This is a genomic window from Mesorhizobium sp. WSM4822 (genome assembly GCF_055811155.1).
Window position 1 is genome coordinate 111,580 of sequence record NZ_JBVVQM010000010.1, and the last position, 16,311, is coordinate 127,890.

The 16,311-nt window shown below is 62.6% G+C and carries 15 protein-coding genes and 1 other RNA gene; 10 read left to right on the forward strand and 6 right to left on the reverse strand.

Features of this window, described 5'->3' with window-relative positions; genetic code table 11:
* Positions 1–18: 18 nt before the first annotated feature.
* The 3 genes from AC0L3E_RS22670 to AC0L3E_RS22680 form a co-directional block, all read right to left on the reverse strand.
* On the reverse strand, positions 19–1,887 hold the full coding sequence (locus AC0L3E_RS22670; protein WP_473605658.1) for an extracellular solute-binding protein: 1,869 nt from the start codon (positions 1,885–1,887) through the stop codon (positions 19–21).
* Positions 1,887–3,764: an extracellular solute-binding protein gene (locus AC0L3E_RS22675; protein WP_473605659.1), complete on the reverse strand. Its 1,878-nt coding sequence runs from the start codon at positions 3,762–3,764 to the stop codon at positions 1,887–1,889. The genes AC0L3E_RS22670 and AC0L3E_RS22675 overlap by 1 nt, the downstream gene beginning before the upstream one ends.
* Positions 3,765–3,921: 157 nt before the next feature.
* Positions 3,922–4,587, reverse strand: coding sequence for a c-type cytochrome (locus AC0L3E_RS22680; protein ID WP_292630986.1), 666 nt, complete (start codon positions 4,585–4,587; stop codon positions 3,922–3,924).
* A 193-nt stretch (positions 4,588–4,780) separates the two neighbouring features.
* Here AC0L3E_RS22680 and AC0L3E_RS22685 point away from each other — a divergent pair, with 193 nt between their 5' ends.
* Entirely contained in the window at positions 4,781–5,509 is a 729-nt protein-coding gene (locus tag AC0L3E_RS22685) for a 3-deoxy-manno-octulosonate cytidylyltransferase (RefSeq protein ID WP_128307755.1), read from the forward strand.
* A 9-nt stretch (positions 5,510–5,518) separates the two neighbouring features.
* Entirely contained in the window at positions 5,519–6,382 is an 864-nt protein-coding gene (locus AC0L3E_RS22690; protein ID WP_128307754.1) for a prephenate dehydratase, read from the forward strand.
* Between the two features lie 55 nt (positions 6,383–6,437).
* Here AC0L3E_RS22690 and AC0L3E_RS22695 read toward each other — a convergent pair whose 3' ends face one another.
* From AC0L3E_RS22695 to AC0L3E_RS22705, 3 genes are read right to left on the reverse strand one after another with little or no spacing between them, the layout of a single operon-like run.
* Positions 6,438–6,743 carry a Dabb family protein gene (locus AC0L3E_RS22695; RefSeq protein ID WP_128307753.1) on the reverse strand — a complete coding sequence of 102 codons (306 nt, stop codon included), beginning with the start codon at positions 6,741–6,743 and terminating at the stop codon, positions 6,438–6,440.
* 37 nt (positions 6,744–6,780) lie between these two features.
* Complete coding sequence (nudC, locus tag AC0L3E_RS22700; protein ID WP_027039609.1) at positions 6,781–7,725, reverse strand: NAD(+) diphosphatase; 945 nt, start codon at positions 7,723–7,725, stop codon at positions 6,781–6,783.
* A gap of 39 nt (positions 7,726–7,764) precedes the next feature.
* A complete protein-coding gene (locus AC0L3E_RS22705) occupies positions 7,765–8,184 on the reverse strand; it encodes an HIT domain-containing protein (protein ID WP_127256953.1) in 420 nt (139 codons plus the stop codon).
* Positions 8,185–8,353: 169 nt separating this feature from the next.
* On the opposite strand from AC0L3E_RS22705, the gene ffs reads away from it, so the two are divergent.
* The 8 genes from ffs (at position 8,354) to AC0L3E_RS22745 (ending at position 16,136) form a co-directional block, all read left to right on the forward strand.
* Positions 8,354–8,450: signal recognition particle sRNA small type (ffs, locus tag AC0L3E_RS22710), an RNA gene on the forward strand.
* Between the two features lie 105 nt (positions 8,451–8,555).
* Positions 8,556–10,367: a DNA polymerase III subunit gamma/tau gene (locus AC0L3E_RS22715; protein ID WP_473605660.1), complete on the forward strand. Its 1,812-nt coding sequence runs from the start codon at positions 8,556–8,558 to the stop codon at positions 10,365–10,367.
* Between the two features lie 30 nt (positions 10,368–10,397).
* Positions 10,398–10,721 carry a YbaB/EbfC family nucleoid-associated protein gene (locus AC0L3E_RS22720; RefSeq protein ID WP_013527931.1) on the forward strand — a complete coding sequence of 108 codons (324 nt, stop codon included), beginning with the start codon at positions 10,398–10,400 and terminating at the stop codon, positions 10,719–10,721.
* A 27-nt stretch (positions 10,722–10,748) separates the two neighbouring features.
* The gene (locus AC0L3E_RS22725) at positions 10,749–11,156 is read left to right on the forward strand and encodes a hypothetical protein (RefSeq protein WP_127272517.1); all 408 of its coding nucleotides are present in this window, start codon (positions 10,749–10,751) and stop codon (positions 11,154–11,156) included.
* Between the two features lie 135 nt (positions 11,157–11,291).
* Positions 11,292–12,227, forward strand: coding sequence for a cell wall hydrolase (locus tag AC0L3E_RS22730; protein WP_473605661.1), 936 nt, complete (start codon positions 11,292–11,294; stop codon positions 12,225–12,227).
* A gap of 112 nt (positions 12,228–12,339) precedes the next feature.
* Positions 12,340–12,945, forward strand: coding sequence for a recombination mediator RecR (recR, locus tag AC0L3E_RS22735; RefSeq protein ID WP_027039603.1), 606 nt, complete (start codon positions 12,340–12,342; stop codon positions 12,943–12,945).
* Between the two features lie 26 nt (positions 12,946–12,971).
* A complete protein-coding gene (locus AC0L3E_RS22740; RefSeq protein ID WP_473605662.1) occupies positions 12,972–14,231 on the forward strand; it encodes a lytic murein transglycosylase in 1,260 nt (419 codons plus the stop codon).
* Positions 14,232–14,492: 261 nt separating this feature from the next.
* On the forward strand, positions 14,493–16,136 hold the full coding sequence (locus AC0L3E_RS22745; protein ID WP_473605663.1) for an ABC transporter substrate-binding protein: 1,644 nt from the start codon (positions 14,493–14,495) through the stop codon (positions 16,134–16,136).
* The last annotated feature ends 175 nt before the right edge of the window (positions 16,137–16,311 follow it).

A 16,311-nucleotide genomic window follows, 5' to 3' on the forward strand; every position in this document is an offset into this window, starting at 1 on the left:
CCCGCTTGAGCGAACATCTCAGCCTTTGCCAATTTTTGCCGCCTTGCCCTTATCGAACCACCACAGCGTCTCGACCGGAAAGCCGAAATCGGGCTTCTGTTCGACAAAGCCGAACATGTCCCAATAGGCGACGCGGTGATTCGCCAGATAGTATGTTGGAATCCAGTCGAGCCGCGCGCGCAAGACCCGGTCGAGCGCTCTGAGCGCCGTGACGAGTTCTATACGGTCTTTCGCCTTGCCGGCTGCCGCGATCAGGGCGTCGATGGCCTTGCTTTCCGTGCCCGGATAGTTGCGCTGCCCCGGGATTTTCGCCATCCGGGAATCATAGAGCATCTGCAGGCTGTCGTCGGTCGGCGTCGCCCCGATCGACCAATGCAGCAAGGCAAGATCGAAGTCGTAATTGCTGTGCCGCTGCTCATACTGCGCCGAATCGATTTGCCGGATCGATGCGTCGATCCCGATCGCCTTCATATTCTCGGACCAAGGGGTGTAGATGCGAACGATGCCGTCGTCCTCCGCCAGCATTTCGACCCGCAGCCGCTCACCCTTGTCGCTGACGACGAAACTGCCATCGCGCTTCCAGCCGGCCTGCGCAAGCAATCTCGAAGCCTCGCCCAGCAGCTTGCGGTCATGGCCCGAACCGTCGGAAAGGGGCTGCGTCACCGCTTCACCAAAAACCTCTGGCGGCAATTCGGCCCGGAACGGCTCCAGCAGGGCCAATTCCTCAGGCGAGGGCAGGCCTTCGGCCTTGTAATCCGACCGTTCGAAGTTCGATTGAGAACGCTCGTAGGAGCCGTAAAACAGCGCCCGCTTCATCCATTCGAAATCGAAGCACCTAGCGATCGCCCGCCGCACCCGCTCATCGCGGAATTGCGGACGACGCTGGTTCAGTGCGACGCTCTGCATATCCGGCGTCTTCTCGCCGGGAAATTCCCGTTTGACGACCTTGCCGTCCTTCAGCGCCGGAAAGTCATATCCGGTCGCCCATACCCGCGAGGTGAATTCCTCGCGAAAATGCGTGTCGCCTTTCTTGAAGGCTTCGAACGCCGCCTGCCGGTCAAGATAGAAGTCGATGCGGATGCGGTCGAAATTGTAGAGGCCGCGGTTCACTGGCAGATCGCGGCCCCAATAGTCGGCCACGCGGTCATATTCGACAGTCTGTCCGGCCGCCACGCGTCCAATCTTGTAGGGACCCGAGCCAAGCGGCGGTGTCATGGTCGAGGCATCGAAATCATTGGCCGTGTAAAAGGCCTTGGAGACGATCGGCATCCCCACGATCGCCAGGATGTTTTGCGCTGACTGTTCGCCGTTGAAAGTGAGGTTGACGGTGGCGGGATCGACCGCAACCGCGTCGGTCATGTACCGCAACGCCTGGGAAAGGTTCGGATGGCCCTTGTCCTTATAAAGCTTCAGCGCGAAGACAACGTCGTCCGCGGTCAGCGGCGAGCCGTCATGGAAACGCGCTTGCGGTCGCAGGGCGAAGCGGAAACCGTTGCGGTCTGGCGACAGGGTAACGGTTTCGGCGAGCAGGCCGTAGGCCGCATCCGGCTCATCGAGCGCGCTTGTCATCAGGGAATCGAAACAGAGTTCGGCGCGCGGCGGAGCCTCTCCCTTCAACACCAGGAAATTCAGGGTGTTGAAGGTCAGGAAGCTCTGATTGAGGGTCGAGTTCGGCGGCGCGAAATTCATCTGGCCGCCCTTTGGGGCGTCAGGATTGACGTAGTCGAAATGCGCGAAATCGGGTTTGTATTTGAGGTCGCCGAAGGCCGACAGGCCGTGCAGCTTGGTGCCGGTCGCAGTGTCGGCGAAGGCCTTGCCGGGCAGCAAGGCGGCGGCTGCCGCGGCACTGCCCAGGGCCAGGAAGTCGCGGCGGGCAAGGGCCGCCATCAATTGCCACCCTTGTACTTGGCCGCCAGCGCCTTCTCCTTGTCCGGGTCGATCCACCAGGAATCGATGTCGGCTCCGGCATAGGCAGGCTGCTTGTCGGGGAATTTGAACTTGTCCCAATAGGCCAGCCACACCGCCGACCGGTAATATTGGGGAACCACGTAGAAGTTCCACAGCAGGATGCGGTCGAGCGCATGGGTGGCGGCGACGAGATCGTCGCGATCGGTCGCGAAGATAATGCGATCGACCAGCGCGTCGACGGTCGGGTCCTTGATGCCCATCAGATTGCGCGAACCGGGCGAGTCGGCAGCTTTAGAGCTCCAGAAGTCGCGCTGCTCGTTGCCCGGCGAATCCGACTGCTGCAGCATCCCGGTGACGACATCGAAATCGAAATTGTTGACGCGGTTGATGTACTGCGTCTGGTCGATGATGCGCAAAGTGGCGTCGACGCCGATCTTGCGCAGATTGGCGATGTAGGGGCTGGCGATCACCTGGTCGGTGTCGTTCCAGCCAAGGATTTCGAACTTGAACGGCGCGCCGGTCTTGGCATTGACCATCTTGCCGCCCTTGATCACCCAGCCCGCCTTGGCGAAGAGATCGACCGCCTGTTTCAGGTACTTCCGTTCCGCCTGCGGTGAATCATAAACCGGCAGCTTGAATTCCTGCGTGAAAAGTTCGGGCGGCAGCTTGTCTCGGTATTTTTCCAGGATTTCCAGTTCCTTGCCCTGCGGCAACCCGTTCGAGGCCAGTTCGGTGCCCTGGAAATAGCTCGACGTGCGGGTGTTGAAGCCGAAGAACAGTGTGCGGTTCATGCTCTCGAAATCGAACGGAATGGTCAGCGCTTCACGCACCAGCCGGTCCTGGAACAGCGGCCGTCGCTGGTTGAGGACGAAGCCCTGCATCGGTTCCGGCGCCTGGGTCTGGAAATCCTTCTTGATGACATCGCCGGCTTGGAATGCCGGGAAATTGTAAGCCGTCGCCCATTTGCGCGAACTGTATTCGCGGTTGATGTCTTCCAGCCCACCCTTGGTGAAGGCGAGCCAGGCAGCGTTGTCGTCCAGAATATAGGTGTAGCGTCGGGTGTCGAAATTCTCACGGCCGATCTTCACCGGCAGCTTGGCCGCCCAATAGTCCGGCACACGCTGCCAGATGATTTCCGAACCCGGCTTGAAGCTGGTGATCTTGTAGGCGGCCGAACCGAGCGGAATTTCCAGCGTCGGCTTGGTTACGTCCCGCTTCTTGCCGTTGGCATCGGTGCCTTCCCACCAATGTTTCGGCAGCACGGCAAGGTCGCCGATGATCTTGGGCAATTCGCGATTGCCCTTCTGGTTGAAATGGAACTCCACCTCGCGATCCGAAATCGCCACCGCATCGGTGACATTCTCAAAATAGCGGCTGTACTGCGGGCTGTTGGCCTTCAGCACATGAAACGACCAGATCACGTCATCGACGGTGATCGGCTGGCCGTCATGCCATTTGGCGCGCGGATCGAGCCGGTAGGTCGCGGAGGAATAATCATCAGGATATTTGTAGGCATCGGCGATCAGTGGATGGCTGGTGCTGCCTTCATCGGTCGCCTGCTCCATCAGCGTGTCGTAGAGCAGGCCGCCGCCAAACCCGACGAGGCCGGCGGCCGGTGATCCCTGGACGACGTAGGGATTGAAGCTGTCGAATGTACCTGGCACCACCGAATTCAGCGTGCCGCCCTTGGGCGCGTTCGGGTTGACGTAGTCGTAGTGCTGGAAATTGGCGCCGTATTTGGACTCGCCGATCAGCGATGAGGTGGTGCGCCATTCGTCGGCGCGGGCAGCCTGCAATCCCGCCGCCAGAAGGGCAGCCGACAGCAACGACTTGAGAAGCGTTCGGCCAACCGTCATGCACTATCCTCTTTGCAATGCCCGTTCATGGGCAATCTAGATGATTTGGCGCTCGTGAAAACCGCCATGCGCGGCTTTGTCGCCGCCCTATGCGGTTTTCCCAACAAAAAAGCCGGGCTGAACCCGGCTTTTTCAAGGTCGTCGAGATGATATCTGGCTATTGGGCAGGCGCCGGTGCCGGTGCGGCCGGAGCCGGGGCGGCAGGTGCGGCACCCTCAGCCGGCTTTGCCGGAGCGGCTGCATCGGCGGGCGCGCCTGCATCGGCGGCGGCACCCGGCGCCGGCAGCGGCTTGGGATTGTCGGACAGCGTGCGCAGATAGGCGATGACGTTGGCGCGATCCTCGTCCTTGGGCAGGCCGGCGAAGCCCATCGCGGTGCCCTTCACGAGTTTCTTCGGCGAAGTGATGAAGTGGTTGAGGTTGTCGTACGTCCACTTCTCGGCGCCGCCCTTGGAGAATTCCTTCATGCCGGCCGAATAGGCAAAGCCTTCATGCTCGGCAACGGGGCGGTCGATGAGGTCCCACAGGTCCGGGCCGACCTTGTTGGGGCCGCCCTTTTCGCCGGAATGGCAGGCTTGGCACTTCTTGAAGACGGCAGCACCTTGCTCGACATTGGCGGTCGCCAGCAGTTCGGCGATCGGCTTGGCTGCGGCGGCAGGCGCGGCCGGACCGCCTTCGGCGGGCTCGGCGGCCTCGATGGCGAAACCGGGCTTTTCCGGCGCCGGCGAGGCAAACAGCGCGTCCGACACAATGCCGACCGAGAAGACGACGAAAACGGTTCCGAGCAATCCGGCGAGCAGTTTGTTGACTTCGTTGGAATCCATACGCCCCTTGCTCCCTTTTCCGGCGGACAGAACCGTCCACTCCGTCCGTCGGTATCGTGACCCGTCCTGCCAGGGCGGTCAAATCGGGCGGAAACTAGGTCTTTTGCTGCGGCGTTGCAACACCTATAAGGGCGCTTCCAGTGAGACCTTTTGCCACTTTCCCTGTCCTCTTTCGAGACGCCTTGCACCCGAAATGTCCACGCTGATCCTGATCCCGGCCCGCATGGCTTCGACCCGCCTGCCGGGCAAGCCTCTGGCCGACATCGCAGGCGCCCCGATGATCGTCCATGTCGCCCGCCGTGCCGCCGAAGCCGGCCTTGGACGGGTGGTGGTGGCGACCGACACGCAAAGCGTGGCGCAGGCGGTGCGCGCGCACGGTTTCGAGGCCGTGATGACGCGCATGGATCACGAATCCGGCTCCGACCGGATCCACGAGGCGCTGATCGCGCTGGACCCCGGGCGCAAGGTCGAAACCATCGTCAATGTACAAGGCGACCTGCCGACGATCGATCCCCAGATCATCGCCGCGTCGCTCAGGCCTTTCGAGGACAGTGCGGTGGACATCGCCACGCTCGGCGTCGAGATCGTCCGTGACGAGGAAAAGACCAATCCCAATGTCGTCAAGATCGTCGGCTCGCCGCTTTCCGGCACCAGGCTGAGGGCGCTCTATTTCACCCGCGCCACGGCGCCTTGGGGCGAGGGGCCGCTCTACCATCATGTCGGCCTCTACGCCTATCGCCGCGAAGCACTCGAGCGTTTCGTCGCGCTGAAGCCGTCGCCGCTCGAACGGCGCGAGCGGCTGGAACAGTTGCGGGCGCTGGAAGCCGGCATGCGCATCGACGCCGAGATCGTCCAGTCGCTGCCGCTCGGCGTCGACACGCCGGAAGACCTCGAACGCGCCAGACAGATCCTTTCAACCTGAGATATCGGCATGCCTGAAAAGACCAACAGAATATCCTTCCAAGGCGAGCCGGGCGCCAATTCCGACACCGCCAGCCGCAACATGTTCCCTTCGATGGAGCCGTTGCCATGCCCGACTTTCGAGGATGCCCTCAACGCGGTCGAGACCAACAAGGCCGACCTCGCCATGATCCCGATCGAGAACACCATTGCCGGGCGCGTCGCCGATATCCATCATCTCTTGCCGGAATCGAAGCTGCACATCATCGGCGAATATTTCCTGCCGATCCATTTCCAGCTGATGGTGCTGCCGGGCGTCAGGCGCGACGAGATCAAGACGGTGCACAGCCATATCCACGCGCTTGGCCAGTGCCGCAAATACATCCGCAAGAACGGCTGGAAGGCGATCGTCGCCGGCGACACGGCCGGCGCCGCCAAGATGGTCTCCGAGGTCAAGGACCGCACCATGGCGGCGCTGTCGCCCGCACTGGCAGCGACCCTCTACGGGCTCGATATCATCGAGCAAAACGTCGAGGACACCGACTCAAACGTCACCCGCTTTGTCGTCCTGACCAAGAACAAGCAATGGGCCGAGCGCCCGTCGCCTGACGTCAAGATGATGACGACTTTCATCTTCCGCGTCCGCAACGTGCCGGCCGCGCTCTACAAGGCGATGGGCGGCTTCGCCACCAACGGCATCAACATGACCAAGCTGGAGAGCTACCAGCTGGGCGCTTTCACGGCGACGCTGTTCTACGCCGACATCGAGGGCCATCCCGACGACCCGCTGGTCAAGCTGGCGCTGGACGAGCTTCGTTTCTTCTCGCGCGAAGTGCGGATTCTGGGCGTCTATCCGGCCAGTGAGTCGCGTGAGCAGTGGAAGGTGGCGGACTGATCGCTACTGGGCATGATCCTTTCCAAAAACCGGTTCCACTTTTCGGGACCATGCCCTAAATCACCGCGCCCAGCGGCACATAGTCGATCTCCATGAAGGTCTCGACCTCCGGCACCCAGCGGTCGCGCACGAAGGCGACATGGTCGGGATGGTCGTTGTACCTGGTGTAGGCGGCCTGGTCGGCGAACTCCATCGAGAAGCCGAAACGATAGTCGTTCTTGGGGCTGATCTGCCGCAATTGCTCGAAATGCGTGACGCCCCTGATCGCGGTGAGGATTTTCTTGGCGTCGACCAGGAACCGCTTTTCCTCCAGCGAATGCGGCGGATGCTTCAGCGTGAAAACGACGGTGTGACGGATCATGTCCTGCTCCTGCAATGTCTTTGAATAATCGCTGCCATCATTGTGAATCGACCCAGGCGCGGATGAGGTGATGCGCAATGGCGCCTTTCGGCGGCGTGACCAGATTGTCCTTGTGCGTCCTTTCCAGCATCAGGCGCACCTCGTCGCGAAAAAACCAGCGGCAGTCCTCAAGCTCGTTGAGGTCGGCCTGGATATCGTCATTGAGCGGCTCGCCGAAGCAGCCGATCATCAGCGAATAGGGAAACGGCCAGGGCTGGCTGGCGTGGTAGACGACGCGGCCAAGCCTGATGCCGGCCTCTTCCAGCGTCTCGCGACGCACCGCCGCCTCGATCGTCTCGCCCGGCTCGATGAAGCCGGCAAGGGCCGAGTACATGCCCGGCGCGAAATGCCGGCCGCGCCCGAGCAGGCACTTCTCCCGCGTTGCCGTCAGCATGATCGCCACCGGGTCGGTGCGCGGAAAATGCTCGGTGCCGCAATTCGGGCAATGCCGCTTGTAGCCGCCCGCCCGCATCTGCGATTCTGTACCGCATTTGCTGCAGAAGCGATGGCTGGCATGCCAGGCGAGCAGGGCCGCCCCTTGCGCCATCGCGCCAGCCGCCGCCTCGTCGATCAGCCCTTGCATGTAGACCGAGCGGTAGTCGATGGCCTTGACTGTTTCGGGAAGCTGTTCGGGTTCGACGCCGGCGGGCACGGCCAGCACCGGTCCTCGTTCGGAAAAGCCGAGCAGGATGCCTTGCGCCAGGGAAACCTTGAAGGGCTCGCTCTCGGTGGCGCCGAACCAGGGATCGAGAGCGCCGCCATCGCCGAGCTTCAGATAGAGCCGGCCGCCATGCATCAGAAGCAGCCGCGTCGCCGGATCGGCCAGCGCCTTGTCGACCGAATCGTCGGCGCGGTTCTCGGACTGCCGGTCGATCGTGTTGCCGGCGAAGCCGACGAACTGGCTCGGCTCGCGCAAAGGCGCGTCAAACAGGCGGAAGCTCATGGGGACTCTGGAATGTTGAGGGATGGACACTGGGAACGCTTATAGCGCCGCCTTGATCGTTTCGGCAAACCGTCGCAGGTCGGAACGTTGATAGGGCTCACGCAGGCCATGTCCCCACACCGGGCCTGGCCAGCCGGGATCGCCTTCCGAACGCGCGATGACATGGATGTGCAGCTGGCGCACGATGTTGCCGAGCGCGCCGGTGTTGATCTTGGTGCAGCCGGTCGCCTTCTTCAGCGCCTGCGCCACCATGTTGGTTTCGAAGGTCAGCATCGCCTGGTCGAGCGGCGTCATATCATGGATTTCCTCCGCGCCGGGCCGCTGCGGCACCAGCAGCAGCCATGGCCAGCGGCGGTCGTTCATCACCCGCAATTCGCACAGCCCAAGCCACATCAACTGTTCGCTGTCCGCCTCCAGCCGTGCGTCCAGCGTAAATCCGGCCTCCAGGCCCGGCAGCATCGGCGTTTCCCTTGCTTTTCTTGGTTTGCTCAACACATGAAGGCTAGAGCGGCGGCAAGGGGGCTGCAAGCGAATCATTGCGCCCTCACGGTTTGGTGCGCCGATTCGACATTTAACGATTTCTTCGGCGGACTTGCATTTCGTCGCGCAATTGCCGATATGGAAAGCGGGAGGTTGGTGGTGGACGATCCACTCGCCAACCGGGTCAGGTCCGGAAGGAAGCAGCCCTAACGAGCCCGGAACGGGTCATTGTTCCAGCCTCCCACCTCATCGGCCCCTCTCGCGACATTGACGACGCATTGCAGCGCGGGCGAGACTATGCGCAGGAATCGGCCGCCTTCGGGCGCGGCCATTTGGAGCTTTACGGGCGTATGAGCGAAGCCGGAAATTCGGGACCAAAAAGCCTGGAGATAGGCAAGGCCGCCGCCTATCGCGTGCTGGCGCGCAAGTACCGTCCTTCGAATTTTTCCGAGTTGGTCGGCCAGGAGCCGATGGTGCGCACCCTCACCAACGCCTTTGCCACCGGCCGCATCGCCCAGGCCTGGATGCTGACCGGCGTGCGCGGCGTCGGCAAGACCACGACGGCGCGCATACTCGCGCGGGCCCTGAATTATAAAACCGCCGATATCGACCAGCCTTCGGTCGACCTCGCCGTCCTCGGCGAACATTGCCAGGCGATCATGGAAGGCCGCCATGTCGACGTCATCGAGATGGACGCCGCCTCGCACACCGGCATCGACGACATCAGGGATATCATCGAGCGCGTGCGCTATGCTCCGGTCTCGGCCCGCTACAAGGTCTACATCATCGACGAAGTGCACATGCTGTCGACGCAGGCCTTCAACGGCCTGCTGAAGACGCTGGAAGAGCCGCCGCCGCACGTCAAATTCATCTTCGCCACCACCGAAATCCGCAAGGTCCCGATTACCGTCCTGTCGCGTTGCCAGCGCTTCGACCTGAGGCGCATCGACGCCGGCGCTCTGGTCGCGCATCTGTCCTCGATCTCGGCCCAGGAAGGCATTTCTGTCGACGACGACGCGCTGGCGATGATCGCGCGCGCCGCCGAAGGCTCGGCCCGTGATTCGCTCTCCATTCTCGACCAGGCGATTGCCCATGGCGCCGGCACTGTCGGTGCCGCGGCTGTGCGGGCGATGCTGGGACTTGCCGACCGCGCCCGCATCGTCGACCTGTTCGAACATGTGATGAAGGGCGATGTGGCGGCAGCCCTTGGCGAATTCCGCGCGCAATACGATACCGGCGCCGATCCGGCAGCCGTGCTGACCGATCTTGCCGAATTCAACCATCTCGTCACCCGGCTGCGTTTCGTGCCGACGGCCATCGAGGATGCCTCGCTGTCCGAGGACGAGCGGCAGCGCGGCGCCGATTTCGCCAGAACGCTGTCGGTCAGGGTGCTGTCACGGACATGGCAGATGCTGCTCAAGGGCATCCCCGAGGTGCAGTCTTCCAACCGGCCGGTGAGTGCCGCCGAAATGGTGCTGATCCGGCTGGCGCATGCCGCCGATCTGCCGACGCTGGACGAGGCGCTGAGATCGCTCGAGGGCGCTGCGCCCATGCAGAATGGCGCGCCGCGCCCGAATGGGACGCCGGCAAGTTCCGGCAATGGCGGTGGTGCCGGCGCGGTGGCGCAGACGCGCATGCCATCCGGATCCGGCGGGGCACAGAGCATGCGGCTGGTCGAAGCCTCGCCTGCTGCCGTTGCCTACGTCGCTCCGCCGGAGCCGGCCATGGAATCGGCGCCGCTGAAATCGCTGGCCGACATCATTGCGCTCGCCGACGCGCAGCGCGACATCGCCTTCAAGGTGCTGGTCAAGAGCTGCATCCGGTTTGTGCGCATCGAGCCCGGCCGCATCGACGTCGGCCTGACCAGCGATGCGCCCAAGATGCTGCTCAACGACCTGACGACGAAGCTTCGCGCCTGGACCGGCCGCAGCTGGCTGGTCTCCCTGTCGAAGGAAGAGGGCGGCCAGACGCTCGCCGAAATGGAATCGGCCAAGCGCGAGACGGCATTTCTCGATGCCAAGAGCGATCCCACCGTGGCCGCCATCCTGGCGCGCTTTCCCGGTGCCAAGATCATCGACGTGCGCATTCCAGACGCGCCGGAAGCCGAAACGACAGAGGCTGAAGTGCCGGTAGAGCCGCCGGCTGACGACGATGAAACCTGATCCAGTCACGAATCCGCAAAGGACCCGACCATGAAAGATCTTCTCGGCCTGATGGGCAAGGCGAAGGAAATGCAGGCCAAGTTCCAGGCTATGCAGGACGAGATCGCCACGCTGGAAGCGTCCGGCCAGGCCGGCGGCGGTCTGGTCAATGTGACGCTGACCGGAAAATTCGAGATGAAGTCGCTGAAGATCGATCCGTCTCTGTTCAAGGAAGACGATGTCGAGATCCTGGAAGACCTGGTGCTGGCCGCTCACAACGACGCAAAGACCAAGGTCGAGCAGATCATGCAGGAAAAGACCAAGGCGCTGACCGCAGGTCTGCCGATCCCGCCGGGAATGAAACTGCCCTTCTAGCATTCGGCGCAGGCGCCCATGATCGCCATGACCGAAGAGCCCTCCGAAAGACTGATCGAGCAGCGTATCCGCAACAGGATCTACGAGATCCTGGAAATCCTGGCCGATTGTGACGACGGCGTCGATCTCGTCGGCATCAAGGGTTATTTCTACCTGTTCGAGGATTTCGTCCATCGCCCGTCGATCGAAGCCGGCACATCGGCGCTTTCAAAGGACGAGCGCGCGATCGTGCTGGAGATCGCCGAATTCCTGGAGGCAGCGAGCGAGACAAATCCGGACTTCACCAAGGCTGAGTTCATAGACAGCGACTGGCCGGGAAAGATCGCGCCGACGGCCAGGGAGGCGCGGACGCTGTTCCTCCGGCGCGGCCTGTTTTCGGAGAAGGTCGAGGAGCTTGAGCCCGGCCAGCCGGCGGCCATCACAGTGGGGCACTAATTCACTTTTAGGCCATGCAGCTGTACCAATTTGGCAACAGAGCCTCATCAATAACGTTTTGGCCATCATTTTGCCCGAAAGTGTCTCATTCTTGCCGCAGCCTGGGGGCGGGCATGGAAGTGAGAGGGTTACCTGTTGATTGCCACGCGATGGAAGACGCCGCTGTTGCTCTGCGCCGTCATTTCACCCCTGTTTTTGGCTGCCTGCAGCCAGACCACGTCACACGGCATGTCCGTCGCCAGCCTGACCGACGCCATCACGCCGGGTTTCCTGAACTCCCGGGCCTACAGCCACACGCCGAAGGACAAGGAATGCCTGGAACGGGCGATGTTCTTTGAATCCAACCGCTCGAGCCGCGATGGCATGATAGCGGTCGGCACTGTGGTGATGAACCGGCTGCGCTCCGGCAAGCACGGCAGCACCATCTGCCAGGTGGTGGGCGAGCGCGGGCAGTTCGCCCCCGGCGTCATGACAAGGCCGATGAATTCACGCGCAATGCCCGATGTCGAAGAGGCTGCCGAGGCGGTGCTCAAGGGTGAGCGCAAGGCCAAGCTCAAGAACACCATGTTCTTCCACACCGCCGGCTTACGCTTCCCCTACAAGAACATGCACTACACCATGGTTGCCGGCGGCAATGCCTTCTACGAGAAGCGCGGCCGCAACTGGCAGCCGCTGCCGGACGAGCCGCAGGTCGCCATTGCCTCGGCGGCGCCGCAGAAGCCAGCGGAGCCGGTCACGATGATGGTCGCGTCCGCCGAGCCGGTGCGTCCGGCCAAGCCGGCGACCGTCCGGTCCGTCCCTGCCCAGCAGACCTATATGACCGCGGCCGCCGTGCCGGCCGCGAAATCCGCGCGTGTCTCGGCGGAGCCGACGGTGGTGGCGATGCAGGAGCCGATGGAGGAACCGGATGCCGCCCGTTTTGGCGGAACCTTGAACACAAGGACAAGGGTCATCTCCTCGGTCGAGGAAGCGCCGCAAGAGGCGTCTATGGGATTCCAGTCGACGCCTGAGAACACCGACGCTGTCGGCGCGATGATCGTCAGCCAGGGCCGGCCGCTCGAAACCAACTGATCTGCTCTCCATGGTCCCCATAGGCCCCGCCCATTTGGTCCGCCAAGGCCAATATGGCGGTCATGCGTATGCGGATGTTCCAAAGCGCTCTGAAAAATCCTAGATCAGAGCGATGTCGAAGCGAATCGCCGGTCCCGAGATCGAACGTCTGATCCAGCTCCTGGCCAAGGTGCCGGGGCTGGGTCCCCGGTCGGCCAGGCGTGCGGCCCTTCATCTGATCAAGAAGAAGGAGCAGCTTTTGTCGCCGCTGGCCGCCGCCATGGCCGAAGCGGCCGACAAGGTGCGCATCTGCTCGACCTGCGGCAATGTCGACACATCGGACCCTTGCATGATCTGCACCGACCCGCGCCGTGACGCCGGCACCATCATCGTCGTAGAGGACGTCTCCGACCTGTGGGCGCTGGAGCGCGCGGCGGCGATGAATGTGCGCTACCACGTACTCGGCGGCACGCTGTCGCCGCTCGACGGCATCGGCCCCGACCAGCTCAACATGCGCTCGCTGGTCGACCGCGTCGCCGGTGGCGAGGTCAAGGAGATCATCCTCGCCGTCAATGCGACGGTGGAGGGCCAGACGACCGCGCATTACCTCACCGATCAGCTGTCCGGCTTCGACATCAAGGTGACACGGCTCGCGCATGGCGTGCCGGTCGGCGGCGAACTCGACTATCTCGACGAGGGCACGCTGGCCGCGGCGCTGCGCTCGCGGACGGCGTTTTGACAAAGTTGGCGGGGATGCTTGCTGAGATGACTGCCGCAGAACGCGACCTTCGCAACGTCATCTCTGCATTTCTTCTGGCCGCGCTAGCCAGTCTCTTCATTTCCGCTCCCGCCTCCGCCGCGAAGATCGACGATCAGTTCCGCGCCTGGCTGCAGAACGACCTGTGGCCGCAAGCCAAGGGGAATGGCATTTCCAAAAAGACCTTCGATGCCGCCTTCGACGGCATCAAGCCCAATCTGAAGCTGCCCGACCTGGTCAAGCCGGGCGATAAGGCGACCACGCCGCGGAAGCAGCATCAGGCCGAATTCGGCTCACCCGGCGCCTATTTCGCCGAGAAGACGGTTCGCGCGGTGACGGCGGGCGGGCGTGCGCGCGAAGCCACCAATGCCAGGACACTTGCATCAATCGAAAAGCGCTACGGCGCGCCGGGCGAAGTGCTGCTGGCGATCTGGGGCCGCGAAACCGGATTCGGCGCGGCGAAGATGCCTTACGACGCCTTCGAAGTGCTGGGCACCAAAGCGTTCATGTCGACCAGGAAGGACTTCTTCCGCACCGAGTTGCTTGCTGCACTCGAGATCGTCGAGCGCGGGCTGGCTCCGGTCGGCGCGATGAAATCGTCCTGGGCCGGAGCGCTTGGCCAGCCGCAATTCATGCCGACCTCGTTCCTGAAACATGCCGTCGATTTCGACGGCGACGGCCGCGCCGACATCTGGAACTCGACGCCGGACGTGCTGGCCTCGATCGCCAATTATCTCGTCCATTACGGTTGGGTAAAGGGCCGTGGCTGGGGTTTCGAGGTGACGGTGCCGGAAAGCGTTTCCTGTTCGCTGGAAGGCCCGGACCAGGGCAAGAAAATCTCGCAATGGGCTGATATGGGCATCAAGCGCGTCGGCGGCAAACCGTTTCCAGCAAGTGAGCTGAAGGCCGAGGGTTTTCTGTTGATGCCGGCAGGGCGCAGCGGCCCGGCCTTTATCGCCACACCCAATTTCTACGTGCTGAAGCAATACAACACCAGCGACCTCTACGCGCTGTTCATCGGCCACGGCGCCGACCGCATCGCCCATGGCGATGGCAATTTCGCCGGCAGCTGGGGCGCGGTTGGCGGGCTCCACCGTTCGGACATCGCCGCTCTGCAACGCGCGCTGGAAGCCCAGGGCTATGATGTCGGCAGCGCCGATGGCCTGCCCGGCTTCAAGACCCGCCGTTCGATCGGCACTTGGCAAGCCAAGAACGGGCGCGCCGCCACCTGCTTCCCTGACGCCGGCCTTGTCGCGGCTCTGAAGTAGTCGCGACATTCGCCAGATTTTCCCGATCGGCAGCCTCTATTGGCTGGCCTGTGCGTCGGCATCCCGCCGGCCTTTCTGGCCCATTGAGCCGTCGCATAAATGCTCGTTGCCCGCCACGAGGCCGCCGGATATGGTGTTGACCAACTGGACAAAAACCGCAACGGTAAGAGGTCAGTGGGGCCGTCTCAAGGCCCGAAAAGAATTCCACAACCCTGAGCCGGGAACTCAGGTCAACAAACAACAAAACAGGGAACAATCACGATGATGATGGAAAAGTTTGCTCTACGCTCTCGCTTCCTGCTCGCGGGTGCAGCCATGTCCGCGCTGCTTCTGGCCGGCGCACCCGCCGGTGCGGTCACGCCCGCCGACACGCTGGTCGAAGGTTTCGCGATCGACGACATCATCTCCATGGATCCGGGCGAGGCGTTCGAGCTGTCGACCGCCGAGGTCACCGGCAACACCTATGATCTGCTTGTCCGTCTCGACCTCAGCGACACCTCCAAGGTCAAGGGAGACCTTGCCGAAAGCTGGACCGTCTCCGACGACGGCCTGACCTACACATTCAAGCTCAAGCCCGGCCTGAAATTCGCCTCCGGCAATCCGATCACCGCCGCCGACGTCGCCTGGTCTTTCGAACGTGTGGTCAAGCTCGACAAAAGCCCGGCCTTCATCATCGGCCAGTTCGGCATCAGCGGCGACAACGTCGCCGAGAAGGCCAAGGCGGTCGACGAGACCACCTTCCAGTTCACCGTCGACAAGGCCTATGCCCCGAGCTTCGTGCTGAACTGTCTGTCGGCAACGGTCGCGTCGGTGGTCGACGCCAAGCTGGTCAAGGAACATGTCGCTGCGGTGACGCCGAGCGCCGACTACAAATGGGACAATGATTTCGGCAATGCCTGGCTGAAGACCGGCTATGCCGGCTCCGGCGTCTTCAAGCTGCGCGAATGGCGTGCCAATGAGGCAGTCGTTCTCGAGCGCAACGACAATTACTACGGCGAGAAGGCCAAACTTGCCCGCGTCATCTACCGCAACATGAAGGAAAGCTCGGGCCAGCGCCTGGCGCTCGAAGCCGGCGACATCGACGTTGCCCGCAATCTCGAGCCGAACGATCTCGACGCCATCGCCAAGAATGCTGATCTGACCTCGACCAGCGCGCCGAAGGGCACCGTCTACTACATCAGCCTCAACCAGAAGAACCCGAACCTCGCCAAGCCGGAGGTCCGCCAGGCCTTCAAATATCTGGTCGACTATGATGCCTTGAGTTCCACCATCCTCAAGGGCATCGGCGAAATCCACCAGACCTTCCTGCCCAAGGGTGTGCTCGGCGAATTGGATGAGAATCCGTTCAAGCTCGATGTCGCCAAGGCCAAGGAATTGCTGGCCAAGGCCGGTTTGCCCGACGGCTTCAGCGTAACCATGGACGTACGCACCGGCCAGCCGACGACCGGCATGGCGGAATCGATCCAGCAGACGCTTGGCCAGGCCGGCATCAAGCTCGAGATCATCCCGGGCGACGGCAAGCAGACGCTGACCAAATATCGCGCCCGCAACCACGACATCTATATCGGCCAGTGGGGCCAGGATTATTTCGACCCGAATTCCAACGCCCAGACCTTTGCCTCGAACCCGGACAATTCGGATGCGGGCAAGTCCAAGACGCTGGCCTGGCGCAACGCCTGGGACATTCCGGACCTGACCAAGGAAACGGAAGCAGCACTGCTCGAGAAGGACGCCGGCAAACGCGCCGACATGTACAAGGATCTCGAGAAGAAAATCCTCGACACCAGCCCCTTCGTCGTCATCCACCAGCAGCTGGAAGTCGCCGGCCTGCGCAAGAACCTCAAGGGCTTTGCGCTCGGCCCGAGCTTCGACACCAATTTCGTCGGGCCGGTGTCCAAGGAATAGTGCCCGCGGACACGCGGCATGAGCACGGTTGAAAAGGAAGTGGCGGCGGGGGGCGGCCGCGCCCCCGCCGGGGGTTTTTGATGATAGCGTGGGGGGTTGCGGGGGATAGCGGTGACGACGTTTATTTGTGTGGGGGCGGGGACCATGTTAATAGGGCGCGGGATTACGATAGACC

Bases quoted from the DNA above. Each gene is read 5' to 3' on its own strand.
- AC0L3E_RS22670 (WP_473605658.1), bottom strand. From the start codon at position 1,887: ATGGCGGCCCTTGCCCGCCGCGACTTCCTGGCCCTGGGCAGTGCCGCG.
- AC0L3E_RS22675 (WP_473605659.1), bottom strand. From the start codon at position 3,764: ATGACGGTTGGCCGAACGCTTCTCAAGTCGTTGCTGTCGGCTGCCCTT.
- AC0L3E_RS22680 (WP_292630986.1), bottom strand. From the start codon at position 4,587: ATGGATTCCAACGAAGTCAACAAACTGCTCGCCGGATTGCTCGGAACC.
- AC0L3E_RS22685 (WP_128307755.1), top strand. From the start codon at position 4,781: ATGTCCACGCTGATCCTGATCCCGGCCCGCATGGCTTCGACCCGCCTG.
- AC0L3E_RS22690 (WP_128307754.1), top strand. From the start codon at position 5,519: ATGCCTGAAAAGACCAACAGAATATCCTTCCAAGGCGAGCCGGGCGCC.
- AC0L3E_RS22695 (WP_128307753.1), bottom strand. From the start codon at position 6,743: ATGATCCGTCACACCGTCGTTTTCACGCTGAAGCATCCGCCGCATTCG.
- nudC (WP_027039609.1), bottom strand. From the start codon at position 7,725: ATGAGCTTCCGCCTGTTTGACGCGCCTTTGCGCGAGCCGAGCCAGTTC.
- AC0L3E_RS22705 (WP_127256953.1), bottom strand. From the start codon at position 8,184: ATGCTGCCGGGCCTGGAGGCCGGATTTACGCTGGACGCACGGCTGGAG.
- AC0L3E_RS22715 (WP_473605660.1), top strand. From the start codon at position 8,556: ATGAGCGAAGCCGGAAATTCGGGACCAAAAAGCCTGGAGATAGGCAAG.
- AC0L3E_RS22720 (WP_013527931.1), top strand. From the start codon at position 10,398: ATGAAAGATCTTCTCGGCCTGATGGGCAAGGCGAAGGAAATGCAGGCC.
- AC0L3E_RS22725 (WP_127272517.1), top strand. From the start codon at position 10,749: ATGACCGAAGAGCCCTCCGAAAGACTGATCGAGCAGCGTATCCGCAAC.
- recR (WP_027039603.1), top strand. From the start codon at position 12,340: ATGTCGAAGCGAATCGCCGGTCCCGAGATCGAACGTCTGATCCAGCTC.
- AC0L3E_RS22740 (WP_473605662.1), top strand. From the start codon at position 12,972: ATGACTGCCGCAGAACGCGACCTTCGCAACGTCATCTCTGCATTTCTT.
- AC0L3E_RS22745 (WP_473605663.1), top strand. From the start codon at position 14,493: ATGATGATGGAAAAGTTTGCTCTACGCTCTCGCTTCCTGCTCGCGGGT.